Below are 17,301 nucleotides of genomic sequence, written 5' to 3'. Positions count from 1 at the left end.
TCTTTAGCGCTTCAATATCATGTTCGCCGGCCGCGGTGCGCGCGTCGCCGGTCGACCTTTTCCCGCATTGACCTTTTCCCGCATTCAAGGGCATAGCTACGCCTTCCAGGACATAAGTCCGGGTCGCATCCGTAAATTGATCGCCAAATGGGGCCGGCGAGAGGGGGAAGGGATGCTGGTGCGCATGGTCATCTGCAGCGACGGCGACGGGCGCGACGACGGGTCGCGGAGCCATCGCGCATGAGCGACGCGGTCAAGGTCGCGATCATCGGATCGGGGCCCGCCGGCCTGAGCGCGGCGGCGCGCGCGGCGCAGCTCGGGATGGCGCATGTGCTGCTGGAAAAGACCGACCATCTTTCGGATACGATCTTCAAATATCAGAAGGGCAAGCGCGTCCTTGCGACGCCCGAACGGCTCGATTTGCGGTCCGACTGCCGCTTCGCCGAGGGCGCGCGCGAAACGATCCTGGGCAATTGGGATCAGGATGCCGCGAACAACGGCGTCAATGTCGCCTATCAGGCGGAGGTCGTCGAGGTATCGGGGCAGAAGGGTGCCTTTTCGATCAAGACCGCCAAGGGCGCGGTGATCGCGGCGGAAAATATCGTCCTCGCCATCGGCACGCAGGGCAATCCCAATCGCCTGCGCTGCGACGGATATGATCTGCCGCACATCATCTATCAGGTCGACGATCCCGAGGATTTCAAGAACCAGCATATCACCGTGGTCGGATCGGGCGACGCGGGGATCGAGAATGCGCTCGGCGTTGCCGAGGAAGCGCTGGAAAACACCGTCACCATTCTGAACCGGTCGAAGGATTTCGCGCGCGCCAAGGCGAAGAATGTCTCCGACATGATGGAGGCGGGCGAGAACGGCTTTCTGTCGATCCGCACCGAAACGCAGCCCAAGCTGGTCGAGCCCGGCTGGCTGACGCTGGAAACGCCGAACGGCGACGAGCGGATCGAATGCGACGTGATCGTCGCGCGGCTGGGGTCGGTTGCGCCGCGCGGCTTTGTCGAATCGATGGGGATCGAATTCACCGGCCCGGACCGCGAAGCCTTTCCAAAATTGTCCCCGACCTTTGAATCGACCGTTCCGGGCATTTTCGTGATCGGCGCGCTCGCGGGCTATCCGCTGATCAAGCATTGCATGAACCAGGGCTATGACGTCGTCGAGTTCATCAACGGCAACAGCGCGCTGACCCCGGCCGACGAAAAGGATCTGGCGGCGATCTTTGCCGATTTGCCGCAGAAGAAATCGGTCAGCGAATGGCTCGACTATCTGCGGACGCGGGTCCGCATCTTCGCCGATGTCTCGCCGCTGCAGATGCGCGAATTCATGCTCGATTCGAAGGTTGCCTTCTATCGCCGCGGCGAGGTGGTGTTCGAAAAGGGCGAGCCGGGATCGTCGCTGTTCGCGATCGCCGACGGTCACGCCGAGGTGGAAGTGGCGCCCGGCGTCACGGTGCCGATCGAACAGGGGTCGATCTTCGGCGAGGTCGGGCTGATATCGGGCCGCAAGCGCGGCGCGACGATCCGCGCCGGCGAGGACAGCATCTTCGTAGAGGTGTCGCGCACCGCCGCGCTCAAGCTGATGGCCGCAGTGCCGGGGGCGAAACGCGTCATCAATCGCATCTCGCTCGAACGCCAGTTGCTGCAAATCTTCAAGGGCGGGCTGACCGTCGACGATCTGCAAGAGGTCGTCGATCAGGCCGAGGTCGTGCGCGTACCGGCGGGCAAGGTGGTCGTGACCGAAGGCGAGCAAGGCGACGATGTCTATGTCATCCGGTCGGGTTCGATGGTCGTCGAAAAGGATATCGGCGGCAAGCCGATCTTCCTGCGCTATCTGCCCGCCGGCAGCTATTTCGGCGAAATGGGCGTGCTCAGCGGCGAGCCGCGCAATGCGACGGTCAAGGCCGCGGTCGGCAGCGAGGTCATCAAGCTGACCGGCGAAAGCTTTCGCAAGATGCTCGCCGCGCGGCCGCAGGTGCGCGCCGCCACCGAGGCGGCGGTCGCCGAACGCGCGGCGATGAACGCCTTCATCGAATCGCGCAAGGCGAGCTATTCGAGCGCGGTCGACCTTTATTCGGACACCGCCAGCTTCATCATGAAGGAAGGGCTGGGCGAGGCGACCGACGCGCTGCTGATCGACGAAAATCTGTGCGTCGGCTGCGACAATTGCGAAAAGGCCTGCGCCGACAGCCACGAGGGACTGTCGCGGCTCGACCGCGAGGCGGGCAAGACCTTCGCGCATCTGCATGTACCGACAAGCTGCCGCCACTGCGAACATCCGCACTGCATGGCCGACTGCCCGCCGAACGTGATCCACCGCGGCCCCGACGGCGAGGTGTTCATGGAGCCGGGTTGCATCGGCTGCGGCAACTGCATGCGCAACTGCCCCTATGGCGTGATCCGCATGGAGGCCGCGCCGCCGCCGAAGCCGGGGCTGCTTAGCTGGCTGCTCTTCGGCAAGGGGCCGGGGCCGGGCGAACCGTCGCCCAAATGGACCAAGAAAAAGCTCGGCGACGAAAAGCCCAAGAAAATCGCGGTGAAGTGCGACATGTGCAAGGGCATTGCCGGCGGGCCGGCCTGCGTGCGCGCCTGTCCGACCGGGGCCGCGATCCGCGTGTCGCCCGAGGAGTTTCTGTCGATCGCGCGGCTCGAGGAGGATGCGGGCTGATGGCGAGTCTGTTTCCCAGAAGGCTTTTGGGCCGCCGCAACCGGGCCACCCAGACCGAACGCGTCCGCGAGCGCAAGCATGAGGGCTTTCTGCGCTACGCCAATTTCCGCTGGGCAAAGATTTCGGGCGGGCTCTGCCTGCTCGTCATCACCTCATATGCGCTGATCGATGTGACGCCGCGGCCCAATGGCGGAAGCTGGTACGGCTATACGCTCGGCACCATCGGTGCGCTGCTGATCCTCTGGCTCACCGCGCTCGGATATCGCAAGCGCAAGATGACGCGCGACGCCTGGTCGCTGAAGGCGTGGACGTCGGCGCATGTCTATCTGGGTCTGAGCCTGGTCGTCATCGGCACCTGGCACACGGGTTTCCAGCTCGGCTGGAACGTCCACACGCTCGCCTGGGCGCTGATGATGCTGGTCATCCTGTCGGGCCTTTATGGCGTGATCGTCTATGCGACGCTGCCCGCCGCGCTGTCGAACAATCGCGACGAGATGACGCAGATGCAGATGCTGGAGGCGATCCGCGCCTTCGACCGCCAGTTGCACGCCGCCGCGCAGCCGCTGTCGCCGGAGGACACGGCGCCGGTGCTCGCCTCGCTCGACGAAGATCCTTTCTCGGGGGGCATCAGGGCGCGGCTGACCGGGCGCTATCCGAAGGACGCGACGGCGGCGGCGCTGCGCGCGCTGTCGCTCGCGCACGGCGGTAACGCCGACGCGCGGCAGAAGGTCATCGGACTGCTTTCGCAAAAGGAAGCCGCACTGGCGCGTCTGCGCGCGCATTTGCGCATCCGGGCGATGCTGGAGATCTGGCTCTATGTGCATGTGCCGCTGACCTTCGCGCTGATCGCGGCGCTGTCGGCACATATCATCAGCGTCTTCTTTTACTGGTGAGGCGGGGATCATGAGCTTCATCCTGCGCCGCATCTCGACGACCAAGACGGGCAAGCAGATCGTTCGCGATCAGCCGCTGCCCGGTGCCAGCATCACGCTGGGCCGCGACGGCGGCAACACGATCCATGTCGCCGATCTGGCGGTGAACCCGCAGCATGCGACGATCAGCAGCGCCGACGGCCGCCATGTGCGGGTGCAGGCGAGCGAGGGGCTGGGGTTCGACCTCAACGGCCGGACGCTCGACATCGCCGACATCGACAGCGCGGCGGGGGCCGAACTGCGCTTTGGCGGCCACCGGCTGACGATCGCGCGCGAGGGGGAGAATATCATCCTGCTCGTCGAGCGGATCGACGAACTGTCGCAATCGTCGAAGGATGTCGACGAGGCCCGGGCCTTTTCGCTCGCCGCGGTAATGCCGGGGCGCCGCATGGGCGCCTGGGCCTTTGCGCTGGTCGTGCTGCTCGCCTTTCTGGTCGGGCCGATCTGGGCCTGGCACAGCTATCGCAGCGTCGATGTCCGGCCGCAGGGCTATCATGCCGACAAGGCGTGGCTGTCGGGGCCGCTGTCGAGCGCGCACGCCAGCCTGAAGAATGATTGCCAAGCCTGCCATGTCGATGCCTTCGTCGCAGTAACCGACAAGGCGTGCGTCGGATGCCATACGGGCGAGCATAAGGCGATGAGCGCGAGCCACGCCGATGCCTCGACCGCGATGCTGCTCGCCGCACGGCACCCGCCGGGTGTCGGCGAGAAAGTCCTCGCCGGCTTCGCCAAGGCTTTCAACAAGCCGCAGGGGCGCTGCGTCGAATGCCATACCGAACATGAAGGCGCGGGGCCGATGCCGCCGACGCCGCAAAAATTCTGCGCCGATTGCCACGACGGCATGGCTTCGCGGCTCAAGGCGGCGGGGTTCAAGGTCGATGTCGCCGATGCCGGTGATTTCGGCACCGCGCATCCCGAATTCCGCCCGCTCGTCCGCGCGGCGCCGGGCGCCAAGCTGGCGCGGGCGATGCCCGGCACGGGGCCGCTGGTCGATTATGACGGCCTGAAATTCCCGCATGACATCCATCTCGCCGCGAACGGCGGGGTGGCGCGGATGGCGGCAAGTTTCCGCGGTCAATATGACTTCGGCAAGAAGCTCGAATGTCAGAATTGCCACCGCCCCGATGCCGACGGGGTGCGGATCAAACCCGTCGTGATGGAACGCGACTGTGCGATGTGCCACAGCTTGGCCTTCGAAACCGTCGGCGGCGTCACCCGCACGCTCCGCCATGGCGAGCCCGATCAGGTCGTGGCGGACCTCTACGCCTATTATCGCTCGACCCCGCCGAGCCGGCCGCTGCAACTCGGCGGCATGGAACGGCGGCGGCCCGGCCAATATGCCGAGGGTCAGCTCTACAATATCTATTTCCGCGAGGTCGCGGTGCGGCCCAATCGCGCCGCCGATGCGGTGCGCGCGGTCTTTTCCAAGGGCGGGGCCTGTTACGACTGCCACACCATTTTCGCCCCCGTATCGGGCAACAATTGGCGGGTGATGGCGGTGAATCAGACCCCGCGCTATCTGGAAAAGGGCTGGTTCGATCACGATGCGCACAAGGCGACGAAATGCGCCGACTGCCATGCCGCCGCGCCGGGTTCGAAGGCGGCCAGCGACCTGCTGGTGCCGGGGCTGCGCCAGTGCCGCGACTGCCATGTGGGCGAGGGCGGCGCGCGGCTGGTGAAGGTCGAGACCGCGACCCAATCGCCGTGCGCCATGTGCCACGAATATCATTCGGACGGCGGCAAACCCTGGATGCCCGCCCGTCAGCGGAAGGTTAACAGCGCGGCAATCACGCATAAACCTCTGGCTGCTATCTATGATGTGAGCCTGATCACAGGCACCGAGGGGCGGGGCCTTTATGATGTGACGTGGCGCACACCTTCCTTGCACGGGGCAAGGCGGGGCGGGTGAGATATTGAAGGCCGCCAGAGGCCGAGCAGGGGACGGATATGCTGATCGCCCAGATCACCGATATCCATATCGGGTTCGATCCGGACAATCCGGCCGAATATAACCGCAAGCGGCTCGACGATGTGCTCGACGTGCTCATCGAGGGCCCGAACCGGCCCGACCTGTTGCTCGCGACCGGCGATATCACCGATCGCGGCGATGCCGACAGCTATCGCCGGCTCGCCACCGCCTTTTCGCGCTGCCCCTTTCCGGTCTGGCCGAGCGTCGGCAACCATGATTTGCGCGACAATTTCCACGCGCAGTTTCCGGGCTTCGACGACGGCAATGGCTTCGTGCAATATGCGATCGACCTGCCTGACGTGCGGCTGGTCACGATCGACACGCTGGAGGAAGGGCGCCACGGCGGCGCCTTTTGCGACGCGCGCGCCGCATGGCTCGACGCCGAGCTCGGCCGCGATACTGCCAAGCCGACCTATATCGTCATGCATCATCCGCCGGTCGAGAGCGGCATCGAGTGGATGAACACCCATCCCGACGAACCATGGGTGCATCGCTTCACCGATGTCGTGCGCGGCCATCCCCATGTCCGCGGCCTGATATGCGGCCATTTGCATCGCAGCGTTACCGTGGCGTGGGAGGGGCGAACGGTCGCGATCTGTTCGTCGACCGCGCCGCAAGTGTCGCTCGACCTGCGCCCTATCGACGAAAATCATCCCGACGACCGCCCGATGATCGTGGCCGAAGATCCGGCCTATGCGCTCCATCGCTGGAACGGCCGTGAGCTCGTCAGCTTTTATGACCATGCCGGCGCGCACACGATGCTCGCCAAATATGACGCGCGGCTGCAGCCGCTGGTGCGCGAGTTGAAGGCGGAAAGGCCGGCTTAGGCGAGGCCGGCAAGGGCAAGCACGCCCTCGATCCCCCGGCTCGTGATCGCCGGTTCGACGCCCAGCGGTTCGGCGGGGACGCCGAAGCGGTTGACCCAGGCGGTGCGATAGCCGAACCAGGTCGCGCCCACCGCATCCCACCCGCCGAACGCCGCAAAGCCGATCTGTTCGCGCGAAATGTCCCACGCGTCGAGCGCCATCGCATAGGCCTTGGGCGACGGTTTGAAGGCGCTCACGCGGTCGGTACTCAGCGGCGCGTCGAAATAATGGGCGATGTCGTTGCGCCGCATATTGGCGGTGAGCGAGTCGGCGCCGAGGTTCGACAGAAAGGCAAGTCGAATTCCGGCGCCGCGCAGCGTTTCGAGCGCCGGACGAACATCGGGCCAGACGTCGAGTGCATCGTACGCGCCGACAAGCGTCGCGCGTTCGGCGTCGCTCAGCGTTACCTGCATCGCTGCGGCGGTGTGCCGCAGCGCTGCGTCGGCGGTCGTGCGGAAATCGCGGTAACGGCCGGCGGCGGTTTCAAGCCAGCTATAGCCGAACAGCTTGGCCGACCATTGGGCCGCAAAGGCCTCTCCCTTGTCACCCACGATGGCTTTGACGCGCGCCGCAACGCCGCGCGGATCGAATATCGGAAAACCGTCGAAGCCGATCGCGCGGATCGGCGCGGCGGCTGCGGCGCGCGCGGGAAGCGCGGCCGCAACGGTCGAAGCCGCGGCGCCGATCAGCAACGTACGGCGAGGAAGAAGGGGAAACATGGCAATCCTTTGCGCGACGGGAGAGGTCTCTTCCCATTCGCGCGAAAGGATCGAAAGGTGACGGCGCGGGCGATCAATAACCCAGGGTCAGGTCGACCTGCGGTTCGACCGCTTCACCCTTGTGCCAGCGATCCAGATTTTCAAGGAAGCGCTGCGCCGAGCGGACGAACATCTTATCCTGCGCGCGGCCCGACAGGTGCATCGTTACATGCGCATTGTCGAGGCTCCACAGCGCATCGTCGGCTGGGAGCGGCTCGGGAGTCGTCACGTCGAGGAAGGCGGCGGCGATCTGCTTCGCGTCGAGCGCCGCGACCAGCGCATCCTGATCGACCACGCTGCCGCGGGCGATGTTGACGAGCGTGGCGGTCGGCTTCATCGCGGCAAGTTCGGCGGCGCCGATCATGCCATCGGTTTCGGGCGTCGCCGGAACCGCCAGAATCACCCAGTCGAAGTCGCCCAGTTTCGCGCGCCACTGGTCGGGCGTCAGCGTGTTGGGGTCACCTGAGTCTTTAGGGGGCGACCGGCGCACGATGGTCACATCGACCGCGAAGCCCTTCAGCCGCTCCTCGATCAGCTTGCCGATCGCGCCATAGCCGAGCAGCAGCGCCTTCGATCCGAACAGTTCGACCTTGCCCGGCGAATCCATCAGCCATTCGCGGCGATCCTGCGCCCGCACGACCTCACGATAGCCCTTGGCCACGGTCAGCATTCCCATCACGACATATTCGGCGATGGTGATCGCGTTGATCCCGGCGCCGTTGGTGACGACCGTCCCGCGCTCCGCGAGCAGATCGAGCGGCATGCCATCGACCCCGGCATAGATGGAGTTGAGCCATTTCAGCCGCGTCGCGGCGGTGATCGTTTCCGCCATGTCGTCCTTGTCGTACATATCGAACCAGCCGATTTCGGCCTCGGGCGCCATCGCCATCGCCTCGTCCTTCGTCGTGAAGAAGCGCGGCTCGACCCAATCGGGCAGGCGGCCTTCGACCAGCGGGCGGATCAGGCCGGACAGGACGGTGACGGTCTTGGTCATAGAATCTCCCCTCCCGCAAGCGGGAGGGGCCGGAGGTGGGCCAGTCCTGCACTGCGGGCGGGCCCTTCATGCCCACCCCTAACACCTCCCGCAAGCGGGAGGGGGACTTAATTTTCCAGCCGCCAGTCCCAACCGAGCGGATCGCCGTCCATGACCTCGACGCCCGCGGCGATCAATTCGTCGCGCAGCTTGTCGGACGTGGCGAAATCCTTTGCCGCGCGCGCTTCCTTGCGGCGGGCGAGGGCGGCTTCTATTTCCTCGTCCGTGATCGTCGCCGCTTTGGGGCGGATGCGCAGATCTTCGCGCAGCAGATCCAGAAGACCGATGCCCAGAACCGCGTCGATGGTCCCGATCGCGGCGCGCTTTTGTCCGGCGTCGATCTTTTTCATCGCGATGACGTCTTCGAGCAGCGTCAACGCGACCGAGGTGTTGAGGTCGTCCGAGATGGCGGCGTCGAACTTGTCGAGCAGGTCGGTCAGTCGGCGATCTTCGACCGCTGCGGCGGGAATGTCGCGCACGGGAGCGACGCCCATCACCAGCCGTTTGAGCCGTGTGAGCGCCGCGCCCAAACCCTCCCACGAAAATTCCAGCTCGCTGCGATAATGCGCCTGCAGGCACATCAGGCGGTAGGCGAGGGGGTGATAGCCCTTGTCGATCAGCAATTGCAGACGCAGGAATTCGCCCGAACTCTTCGACATCTTGCCGCTGCGTTCGACGAGGAAATTATTGTGCATCCACATCCGCGCGCCGCTGTCGGCCGAGCAGCTATGCGCCTGGTTCTGGGCGATTTCGTTCGGGTGGTGGATTTCGCGATGGTCGATGCCGCCGGTGTGGATGTCGAACGGAAAGCCGAGCAGCGCCTCCGACATTACCGAGCATTCGAGGTGCCAGCCCGGCGCGCCGCGGCCCCAGGGCGAATCCCATTCCATCTGGCGCGTTTCGCCCGGCGGCGTCTTGCGCCAGATGGCAAAATCGGCCGGATGCCGCTTGCCGTCGACGGGGTCGATCCGGCTTTCGCCTTCGTCAGTGCCGTGGCGCGCGAGGCGGCCGTAGTCGGCCACGCTCGTGGTGTCGAAATAGAGACCGCTGTCGAGTTCATAGCAATGCTTGTCCGCGATCGCCTTCGCGAAGTCGATCATCTGCGGCACGTAATCGGTGGCGATCGACCAATGCGCCGGCTGGCGGATGTTCAGCGCCTTGATGTCGGCCCAATAAGCCTCGGTATAATGGCGCGCGATGTCCCAGATCGACTGGGCGCGTTCGGCCGCGGCCTTTTCCAGCTTGTCCTCGCCCGCATCGGCGTCGTCGGTCAGGTGGCCGACGTCGGTGATGTTGATGACGTGGGTGAGCTTGTAGCCCTTGTAGGTCAGCGTCCGGCCCAGCGTGTCGGCGAAGACATAAGCGCGCATGTTGCCGATATGCGGATAATTATAGACTGTCGGCCCGCACGAATAGACGCGCGCTTCGCCGGGGTGGACGGGCGCGAAGGGCTCCAACTGGCGCGTCAGGCTGTTGAACAGCCGCAGCGGTGCGCCGGAAGCGGGGGCGGGGGTATCGGTCATGACCGCGCCCATGCCCCGGCCCGCCCGTCGACGTCAACTGTGCACACGCGCGTCAGGGCGTCGTTGGCGTCCACAGATCGTCGTTGCCCGCGCCGGTAACCGGATCGTCGAGCAGCGGCGCGCCGCTCAGCGGATCGATGCCGCGGATCGTGATAAGCGGCACGGGCAAGCCGGTGCCGCCGCCGTCGCCATCCTCATCGCCGCCGACTTCGTCCTCGACGACATCCTGCACGGGGAACTGATTGCCCGGATCGACGAAGGTGCAGCCGCCGGTACTGATGATCAGACAGCCGTTGAAGGTCGACCGCATGTCGATCGTGCCGCTGGTCGGGGCCGAACCGTTGACGGTGAGGAACGGGATGGTGTCGAGCCCGGTGACTTGCCCGTTGGCGCCGAGCCGGACGCCGTTGATGACGATCCGCACGCCCGAAGACGGCGCATCGACGTTCAGCCCGCCCGCGGCGAAGGTCAGCCCGCGCCGCTGTGCGTAGTCGGTCCCGGCACCGCTGTTCTGGACATAGAAGCCGCGTGACGTCGTGACGTTGATGCCGCCGGCGAACAAAGCGCCTTCGTCGCTGGTGACGCCGTCATTCTGTGCGAGGCGCGTGTCGATCGCGCTGGTCGAGGTCGCGGCTTCGACATCGGTGATGGCCGCCGCGGTGGCGACGAAGATATCGTTTCCGCGCAGATCCAGCACGCCTTCGGGAGCGCCATTCGCCGAAAGACGGATGCTGCCCTGACCCAGAATGATCTCGACTCGATCGTCGCCCGAAAGCGTCAGCCGGTTCGCGCTCGTCAGACCGGTCAGTTCGACCGCGCCGATCACGCGTGCCCGCCCGGGCGTCTGCAGCGTCAGCGAGCCCGCCGCGCCCAGATTGGAATTGCCCGCCAGCGTGAAGCTGTCGACGATCAGGTCGGTCGCCGCTGCACCGTTGGGCGCGTTGACGATGATGTTCGTCGCGAACAGCCGCGTCATCTCGGTCGCGTCGGCGTGATAGCCGTTCTGTGTGCCGTTGCCGCCGACGAAGGTGGGCGCGGCGCCATTGTTCGTTAGCGTCAGGCTCTGCGTGGTGCCGGCGGTCCCGACGCGGCCTTGTCCGGCAATCACGATGTCGTTCGACGCTAGCGCGATGCGCGGACCGCTTACGATGCCATCCACCTGAATGGCGCCGCTTGCGGTCGCGTTGAGGTCGCCGCCCGCCGACAGGTCGGTCAGGGCGATGCTGCCGCCTGTCGCCGCGAGATCGGCGCTGCCCGCCACGCTGCCGCTTGCGATCGAAAGATTGCCGGTCGAGCGGATCAGCGCGTTGCCGACATTGGCGGTAAGCGACGCAAATTGCATCGCGCCGCCGCGAATGTCGATGCTGTCGCCGCTTGCCGTGATCGGCCCGGCGGCGTTGAGCGCATCGACGCCGACCGCGCCGCCGCTGCTCGTGAGGGTGGTCGTCCCGCCCACGGTGATGGCGCCGAAATCGATGGCATCGACGGCCGTCAGCGCGAGATTGCGGCCCGCAGCGATGGCGTCGCCGCTGATCGCACCCGCCGAAGTCGCGACGATGTCGTCGAACGCGTCGAGGTTGGTGAGGACCGTATCGCCTCCCTGCGTGCGGATGCTGCTGTCGCCGCCGGTGATGCCGAGGCCCAGCGTCGTGCCGCCGTCAACGGCGATCGTCGTCGCCGCCGACAGCAGGATATCGTCGCCCGCCGAAAGGTTGGTGGCGTCGATCGAGGCCGCCGACGATGTGATATCGATGTCCGACCCGTCGATGCTCGACGTGCCTTCGCCCTGACCGATGGTAAAGCCGTTGCCTGGCACATAGTTGATCGTGAAGCCGTCGAGCCCGGCGCCGGTCGCGTCGAGCCCGTTCGCGATGATCGCGCCAGTGGCGCGGACGTCGATGTCGTCACCCGCCGTGACATTGGTCAGATTGGCGGTCGTACCGGCAAGGACGAGCAGATCCTCGCCGGCGGTCGCATTGGTGACCGTGGCCGCCTGTCCCGCGTTGACGCCGAACATGCGCGCCGCACCGCTGTCGGTCAGCGTGGCGTTGCCCGCCGCATCGGCGAAAACATTGCCGTCGGCGATCGCGCCGGTTGCCGGATCGGTATAGCCGCCATTGGCCGTCGCCGATGCGTTGATGTCGGCGTCCGAGGTGAGCCGGATATCGCCGCCCGAGACATAGCTGCCGCCGATATTGCCCACCGCATCGACGACGATCGAGCCGGCGACATCGGCGCCGCTGATGCTTACCGCACCGCCGGTGCCGGTCGCGAACAGCGGCCCGGCGCCAGTGACGGGACCGGTCAGTGCGATGCTGTTGCCGGAGAGGTTGATCGAGCTGCCCGCATCGATCGACCCGCCGGCGATCCCCTCCGCCCCCGGCGCGGTGCCCGAGGCGTTGAGCGTGACGAAGCCGCCCGCGCCGATATTCGCGAACTGGATCGACTCCCCGTCGACCGAGACATAGCCGCCCGCGGTGGAATTGCCGAGATCGACCGCGCCGGGCGCGGTGACGATGATATTGCCGCCGGTGATGATCGAATTGAGCCCAGTGCGGAAACTCGCCGCGCTGGCGATGAAATCATTGTCCGCTTCGGCATGTTCGACGGATCCCGCACCGCTCGCGGTCAGGAAAATATTGCTGCCCTGCAGGCGATCGACGCCGATCGGGCCATCGGTCGCGGTCAGCGACAGGTCGCCGCCCGCAACCAGGAACGAGCCGATGGCGCCGCTGATGCTCGATCCTGCGGTCGCAGTGAAGTCACCACCGGCGCGGATAGTCGGCGGCGTGCCTTCGCCGAAATCGTGGCGGATATCGATCTGGTCGCCAGCTTCGATGGTCAGATCGCCCGTGATGTCGAACAACCCCGCCGCCTGCCCATAGACGCCGACCGAGCCGTCGCTACGCAGCGATGCGTTGCCACCGACATTGATGGCGCCATCGGTCGTCGCGACGAAGATACCGCTTGTCGCAACGTCGGTGTCATTGTTCGTCGGATCGGAGATGCCGTAGGTTTCGGCGTCGAGGCTGGCGAAGTCGATGGTGCCGTCGGTGCGGATCTCGATCCGCCCGGCCAGCGCGCCGCTTGCGACCAGCGTCGTATCGCCAAGGTCCATCGCGCCGGGGCCCGACTGGGTTGCCAGTGCCTCGATGACGATACGCCCGCCGCGGTCGGCGAAGATCGCGCCGTTCGCGCCGTTGCCACCGTTGCCGCCCGCGTCGACATTGCCGTCGCCGCCGATGCCGCCGTTGCCCGATGTGCCGGCCACGCTGATGTTCACCGGCGCACCCGCCGAACTGACCGTGCCGCCATTGGCAAGCAGATGGACGACGCCGCCCGAACCCGCCCCGCCATCGCCGCCATCGCCGCCGGTGCTGCCCGGTATTTCGCCATTGAAAGCGCCGGTGCCGCCATCGCCGCCGGTGCCGCCGCTCGCGAGCGTGACCGGCCCGCCATTCGCGCCGGCGAGGGTGAGCGTCGCATTTTCGCTCGCGATGGCTTCGATCGTGCCGCCGGTGCCATCGCCGCCCTTGCCGCCATCGGGGCCGACGGGGTTCAGGAAGAAGGTGGAATTGCCGTCGCCGCCGCGTCCGCCGGTGCCGCTGGCCAGGAAGTTGGCCTGGGTGATCGACGCCGCGCCGTTGGCGCCCGTCGCCTCGACGCGCGCGGTGCCGCCGGTTGCCGCGCCGCCGTCTCCGCCCGCGCCGTCATAGCCGGTTCCGCCGCCGCCGCCGAGCGCCGTGGCGTCGAGCACGACGCCGAGCGGTCCGGCGTCGAAATCGGTCACGATCAACTGGGCAAGGCCGCCCGTCGCCGCGCCGCCGTCGTTACCGACCGAGCCATAGCCGCCAAGCCCGCCCGACGACGCCGCGCGCGCCGTCAGCGTGTCCGCGACCCCGGCCACCGAGGCGAGGTTGATCGTCGCCGTCCCGCCGGTGCCCGATCCGCCGCGGCCGCCGACGCTGATACCCGCAGGGGCGCCGAAGCTGCCCGAATCGTAACTGTTGCCGCCATTGCCGCCGATTCCGCCAGCGTCCGCGATCAGGTCGCCGGTGTCGATCGATCCGTCGGTTATGGTGATCGATGCCTGACCCCCCGTACCCGCGCCGCCATCGCCGCCGTTGCCGACCGCGACGCCGATGCTGCTGAAATCGCCGCCACTGCCGCCGCGGCCACCCGCATAAGCCGCCAACGTGCCGGTATCGATCGCGATCGGTCCGTCGATGACGATCGTCGCGGTGCCGCCCTGTCCATCGCCGCCATTGCCCGCAGGCTGAACCGGGTTCGAGAAATCGTCGTAGCCATAACTGCCTTCGCCGCCGAAACCTTCGGCGTAGGCGGCTGCGGTCGATGCGCCGAAGCTGCCGCCCGACAGGGTCATGGTCGCGGTGCCGCCGATACCGTTGCCGGTGCCGGTCAGCGTCGAGCCGCCATATCCGTTGGCGGTGATCGACATGTCGCCGAAGCTCGCGTCGCCGCCGGTCTGCGTATAGCTGATTGTGCCGCCCCGGCCGGTGCCGCTACCGGACCCGGGTTGGCCGCCGAAACCGTTGGCCGACAGGGCGAAGCGGCTTGCGCTCAGCGTGCCGTCGCTCAGCGTGATGACGACATCGCCGCCGACGCCATTGGCCGCGCCAGTGCCCGCTCCGCCGGGCGATTCGACATTGCCATAGCCGCGCCCCTCGGCATCGGCCGCAAAATCGCCGAGGGTCATCGTGCCGCCGTTCAGCACCTCGATCAGCGCATAGCCGCCAAGGCCCACCGGGATCGCGCCACCGGCGGGGTCGGTGTTGCCGCCCGAATAGCCGCCCATCGACAGCCGGATCGTTCCGGCCAGATCGATCGTCCCGCCGTCGGCGTGAAGCCCGATGAAGCCGCCGAAACCGTTCGCGCCGCCGACGCTGTAGCCGCTCTGTCCATCGGCATTGAAGCTGCTTAACTGGCTGGGGTCGGTGGCGCTGATGCTGCCGCCGCCCAGCGCAAAAAGGTCGATATTGCCACCTTGTGCGGCGCCGGTCGCGCCCGCCGAATTGGCCGAGCTGCCGTTGGCGGTCAGATAATAATAGCTCGCACCGACCGATCCGCCGTCGGCGTTGATGAGGATGTTGCCGCCGTCGCCCGTTCCGCCGCTCGTCGCCACCGTGAAGCCGCCGAAGCTGCCGCCGTCGGCGGTCATCTGCAGCATGCCGTCGGTGGTGATCGACCCGCCACTCGTCGCGTCGATGCGGACGCCGCCGCCCTGGCCGTTGCCGATATTCTCGCTGCTCGAAACGATGCCGCCGGCGTCGAGCTGGATATAGAAGGTGCTGGCGATCGTCGCGCCGTTACTTGCGGACAGGCTGACGGTGCCGCCCTGCGAGTCCCCCGAGACGCCCGTATCGCCGCCCGAACTCGAGGCGCCGCCATTTTCGCCGTTGGCGAGAACGATCAGCGAGTTGAGATCGAGTGTGAAGGCGCCATCGGCCGACACCGACGCGTCGCCGCCGGTGCCGTCGCCGCCCTGCGGCCCCGTGGCCGCATTGGCGCCCCCGCCGAGGCCGCTTGCCGACAGATAGAGGTTCCCCGGTGCGATCTGGGTCGAATCGTCACCGCTCGCGCTGAAGGACGCGGTGCCGCCGACGCCGTTTCCGGCGGAGGCGGAGAAGATCGATCCGCTAGAACTCGACTGGCTTCCGCCGCCAAAACCCTGAGCATTGATGTCGGTCGAACTCGATATGAAGGTCGTGCCAGGCCCACCAGCGGTGATCCGCGCCGTCCCGCCTGCGCCGTCGCCCGAGCGGACAAGGCCGGTCTCGCCCTGACCATCGGCGGTCACGCGAACGAAGTTGCTGGCCTGAACCGTGGCGCCGTCGGATATATCGAGCGTGGCTGTCCCGCCCTGACCGTCGCCGCTGTCGTCGGTGACGGTCGGGCCGCTTTGCCCGACATAGGCGCCGCCGCCGAGCGCGCCGGCATCGACGATCAGCGAGCCGACATTCAACGTGCTGCCGGGGCCGCTGACGCTGACGCTGGCGGTTCCACCGATCCCGGTTCCGCCGTCGCCGCCGTCGGTAAATCCGCCGAGGCCGCGCGCGCTGACCGTCACGCTGTTCGCCGAAACGCCGCCGCCGTTGAGGATGGTCAGACTGGCATTGCCGCCCTCGCCAACGCCGTTCACGTTATTGGCATCGCGCGAGGCCGTCACGAGGATGTCGGTGCCCGCGGCTAGCTGTCCGCCGTCGACGGTGATTGCCGAGGCCGCTTTCGAACGGACGATGAACTGACCGGTTGCACCGACCGCCTGAACCGCGCCGACGTTGATCGTCGCGCTGTTGTCGCCCTCGAACAGGGCATTGCCCTCGACGAGAATCCGGCCAAGCTGAGGCGGCGGGACGAAGGCTCCGCCGACCGGCGGAATCGTATCGATGGGCTGGCCCAGGAAATCGCCACTCGCGCGCGCGATCGTGCGGCTGCGGAACAGCGTGTCATTGACCGTGATATTGGCCCCGACGCTGTTCGCCGGTGCCGTGTCGATCGCGCCCCCGGTGATGTTATAGCCCGCCGACAGGATGACGGCGCCGTCGGAATCGGTCACCGCCGAAACGGCGTCCTGATAGCCGATCTGGCCCGACACGAGCATCGACACGGCGTCATTCTTGGGAATGGCGACCATATAGATGCGCTGGGCGCCGCCGCTGACCTGCTGTTCCGGCCCCGTGGTGATGCCGCTGTGGCTGATGACCTGACCGCCTTCGGCGCCGGTCAGCACGTTGATGTCGAACAGGCCCGCATTGATGCGGATGTCGGCCTGTTCGGCGGCGACATAGGCCGCTGACCCGTTGACGTTGACGATGCCGTCCTGGACGATGCGTGGGGCGACGAGCGCGACATAGCTGCCGCCCGCCGCGCCCATGTCGGCGGTGATCGAGGCGCCTGCGTCGATGCGGATCGCGGCGGTGCTGCCCGACGCGCCGCGAAAGCGAATTTCGCCCCCCGGTCCGAAAAGACCGCCGGTCGTGTCGATATCGTTGGCGGTGAGGAGAAGGCTGCCGACGTTGATCGCGCTGCCGCTGTTCAGCAGGATGCCGCCGGCGTTGTAGAACCAGATGCTGCCGCCCGGCCCGCTGACGGATGAATCGAAACTGTTGATCGTGCCGCTCAGCGCGATCTGCCGGCTCAGCGACCCACCCGATCCGTTCACGAAGCGGTTGAGCACGACATAATTGCCGTTGCCGCTGAAATTCCAGACGTTGCCGGCCGGCAGGAAGTCGATGTCGCCGCCGGTCGGAGCGTTGTCGGTCGGAACCCAATTGATGATCGTCTGCGATCCGCCGGTGGTCACGGTTGTCGCACCGGGTCCGGGCGGCGAGATGGTCGCACTTCCGCTCACGACGGTGCCCGTCCCGGCGACCTGCGCCAGCGCCGGCCCGCCATAGGCAAGCGCGGCAAGGCCCGCGGCAATCGCGCAGCCCTGCAACAAGTGGCGCTTCGCCGTCCGTGCGGCGGGAAGGCTGGTGTTTGCGGTTTTGCGCATGGCGGTCGTTTCCGGTTCGAATTGCATG

8 protein-coding genes are annotated in these 17,301 nt (G+C 66.7%); 4 read left to right on the top strand and 4 right to left on the bottom strand.

Annotated features, from left to right (window positions below; genetic code table 11):
* Positions 1 to 240: 240 nt before the first annotated feature.
* Genes ACT17R_RS13020 through ACT17R_RS13005 form a run of 4 tightly spaced genes read left to right on the top strand, consistent with a single transcriptional unit; the run spans position 241 to position 6,404 of the window.
* Positions 241 to 2,676 (top strand): cyclic nucleotide-binding domain-containing protein, encoded by a 2,436-nt coding sequence (locus ACT17R_RS13020; RefSeq protein ID WP_444809578.1) that lies wholly within the window; start codon positions 241 to 243, stop codon positions 2,674 to 2,676.
* Complete coding sequence (locus ACT17R_RS13015) at positions 2,676 to 3,569, top strand: hypothetical protein (protein WP_341681692.1); 894 nt, start codon at positions 2,676 to 2,678, stop codon at positions 3,567 to 3,569. Before ACT17R_RS13020 ends, ACT17R_RS13015 begins: the two co-directional genes overlap by 1 nt.
* A 10-nt stretch (positions 3,570 to 3,579) precedes the next feature.
* Entirely contained in the window at positions 3,580 to 5,517 is a 1,938-nt protein-coding gene (locus ACT17R_RS13010; RefSeq protein WP_444809577.1) for a cytochrome c3 family protein, read from the top strand.
* 38 nt (positions 5,518 to 5,555) lie between these two features.
* Complete coding sequence (locus ACT17R_RS13005; RefSeq protein WP_062769284.1) at positions 5,556 to 6,404, top strand: metallophosphoesterase; 849 nt, start codon at positions 5,556 to 5,558, stop codon at positions 6,402 to 6,404.
* On the opposite strand, the gene ACT17R_RS13000 is transcribed toward ACT17R_RS13005, so the two are convergent.
* The 4 genes from ACT17R_RS13000 to ACT17R_RS12985 all read right to left on the bottom strand — a co-directional run bounded on the left by ACT17R_RS13000 (position 6,401) and on the right by ACT17R_RS12985 (position 17,300).
* A complete protein-coding gene (locus tag ACT17R_RS13000) occupies positions 6,401 to 7,162 on the bottom strand; it encodes a haloacid dehalogenase type II (RefSeq protein ID WP_444809576.1) in 762 nt (253 codons plus the stop codon). The two genes, ACT17R_RS13005 and ACT17R_RS13000, sit on opposite strands and share 4 nt — an antisense overlap.
* A 73-nt stretch (positions 7,163 to 7,235) precedes the next feature.
* Complete coding sequence (locus ACT17R_RS12995) at positions 7,236 to 8,195, bottom strand: D-2-hydroxyacid dehydrogenase (protein ID WP_003039200.1); 960 nt, start codon at positions 8,193 to 8,195, stop codon at positions 7,236 to 7,238.
* A gap of 107 nt (positions 8,196 to 8,302) precedes the next feature.
* Complete coding sequence (gene cysS / locus ACT17R_RS12990) at positions 8,303 to 9,757, bottom strand: cysteine--tRNA ligase (protein WP_444809575.1); 1,455 nt, start codon at positions 9,755 to 9,757, stop codon at positions 8,303 to 8,305.
* Positions 9,758 to 9,809: 52 nt separating this feature from the next.
* A complete protein-coding gene (locus ACT17R_RS12985; RefSeq protein WP_444809574.1) occupies positions 9,810 to 17,300 on the bottom strand; it encodes a hypothetical protein in 7,491 nt (2,496 codons plus the stop codon).
* Between the last annotated feature and the right edge of the window lies 1 nt (position 17,301).

This window comes from Sphingopyxis sp. Q841, from assembly GCF_052384365.1.
GTDB lineage: Bacteria > Pseudomonadota > Alphaproteobacteria > Sphingomonadales > Sphingomonadaceae > Sphingopyxis > Sphingopyxis terrae_A.
The sequence above is the reverse complement of the archived record's forward strand: the minus strand, read 5'-3'. Positions and strand labels throughout refer to the sequence as shown.

Excerpts from the sequence above, each read along its gene's own strand:
- cysS (WP_444809575.1), bottom strand. The coding sequence starts at position 9,757 with ATGACCGATACCCCCGCCCCCGCTTCCGGCGCACCGCTGCGGCTGTTC.
- ACT17R_RS13015 (WP_341681692.1), top strand. The coding sequence starts at position 2,676 with ATGGCGAGTCTGTTTCCCAGAAGGCTTTTGGGCCGCCGCAACCGGGCC.
- ACT17R_RS13005 (WP_062769284.1), top strand. The coding sequence starts at position 5,556 with ATGCTGATCGCCCAGATCACCGATATCCATATCGGGTTCGATCCGGAC.
- ACT17R_RS13000 (WP_444809576.1), bottom strand. The coding sequence starts at position 7,162 with ATGTTTCCCCTTCTTCCTCGCCGTACGTTGCTGATCGGCGCCGCGGCT.
- ACT17R_RS13010 (WP_444809577.1), top strand. The coding sequence starts at position 3,580 with ATGAGCTTCATCCTGCGCCGCATCTCGACGACCAAGACGGGCAAGCAG.
- ACT17R_RS12995 (WP_003039200.1), bottom strand. The coding sequence starts at position 8,195 with ATGACCAAGACCGTCACCGTCCTGTCCGGCCTGATCCGCCCGCTGGTC.
- ACT17R_RS12985 (WP_444809574.1), bottom strand. The coding sequence starts at position 17,300 with ATGCAATTCGAACCGGAAACGACCGCCATGCGCAAAACCGCAAACACC.
- ACT17R_RS13020 (WP_444809578.1), top strand. The coding sequence starts at position 241 with ATGAGCGACGCGGTCAAGGTCGCGATCATCGGATCGGGGCCCGCCGGC.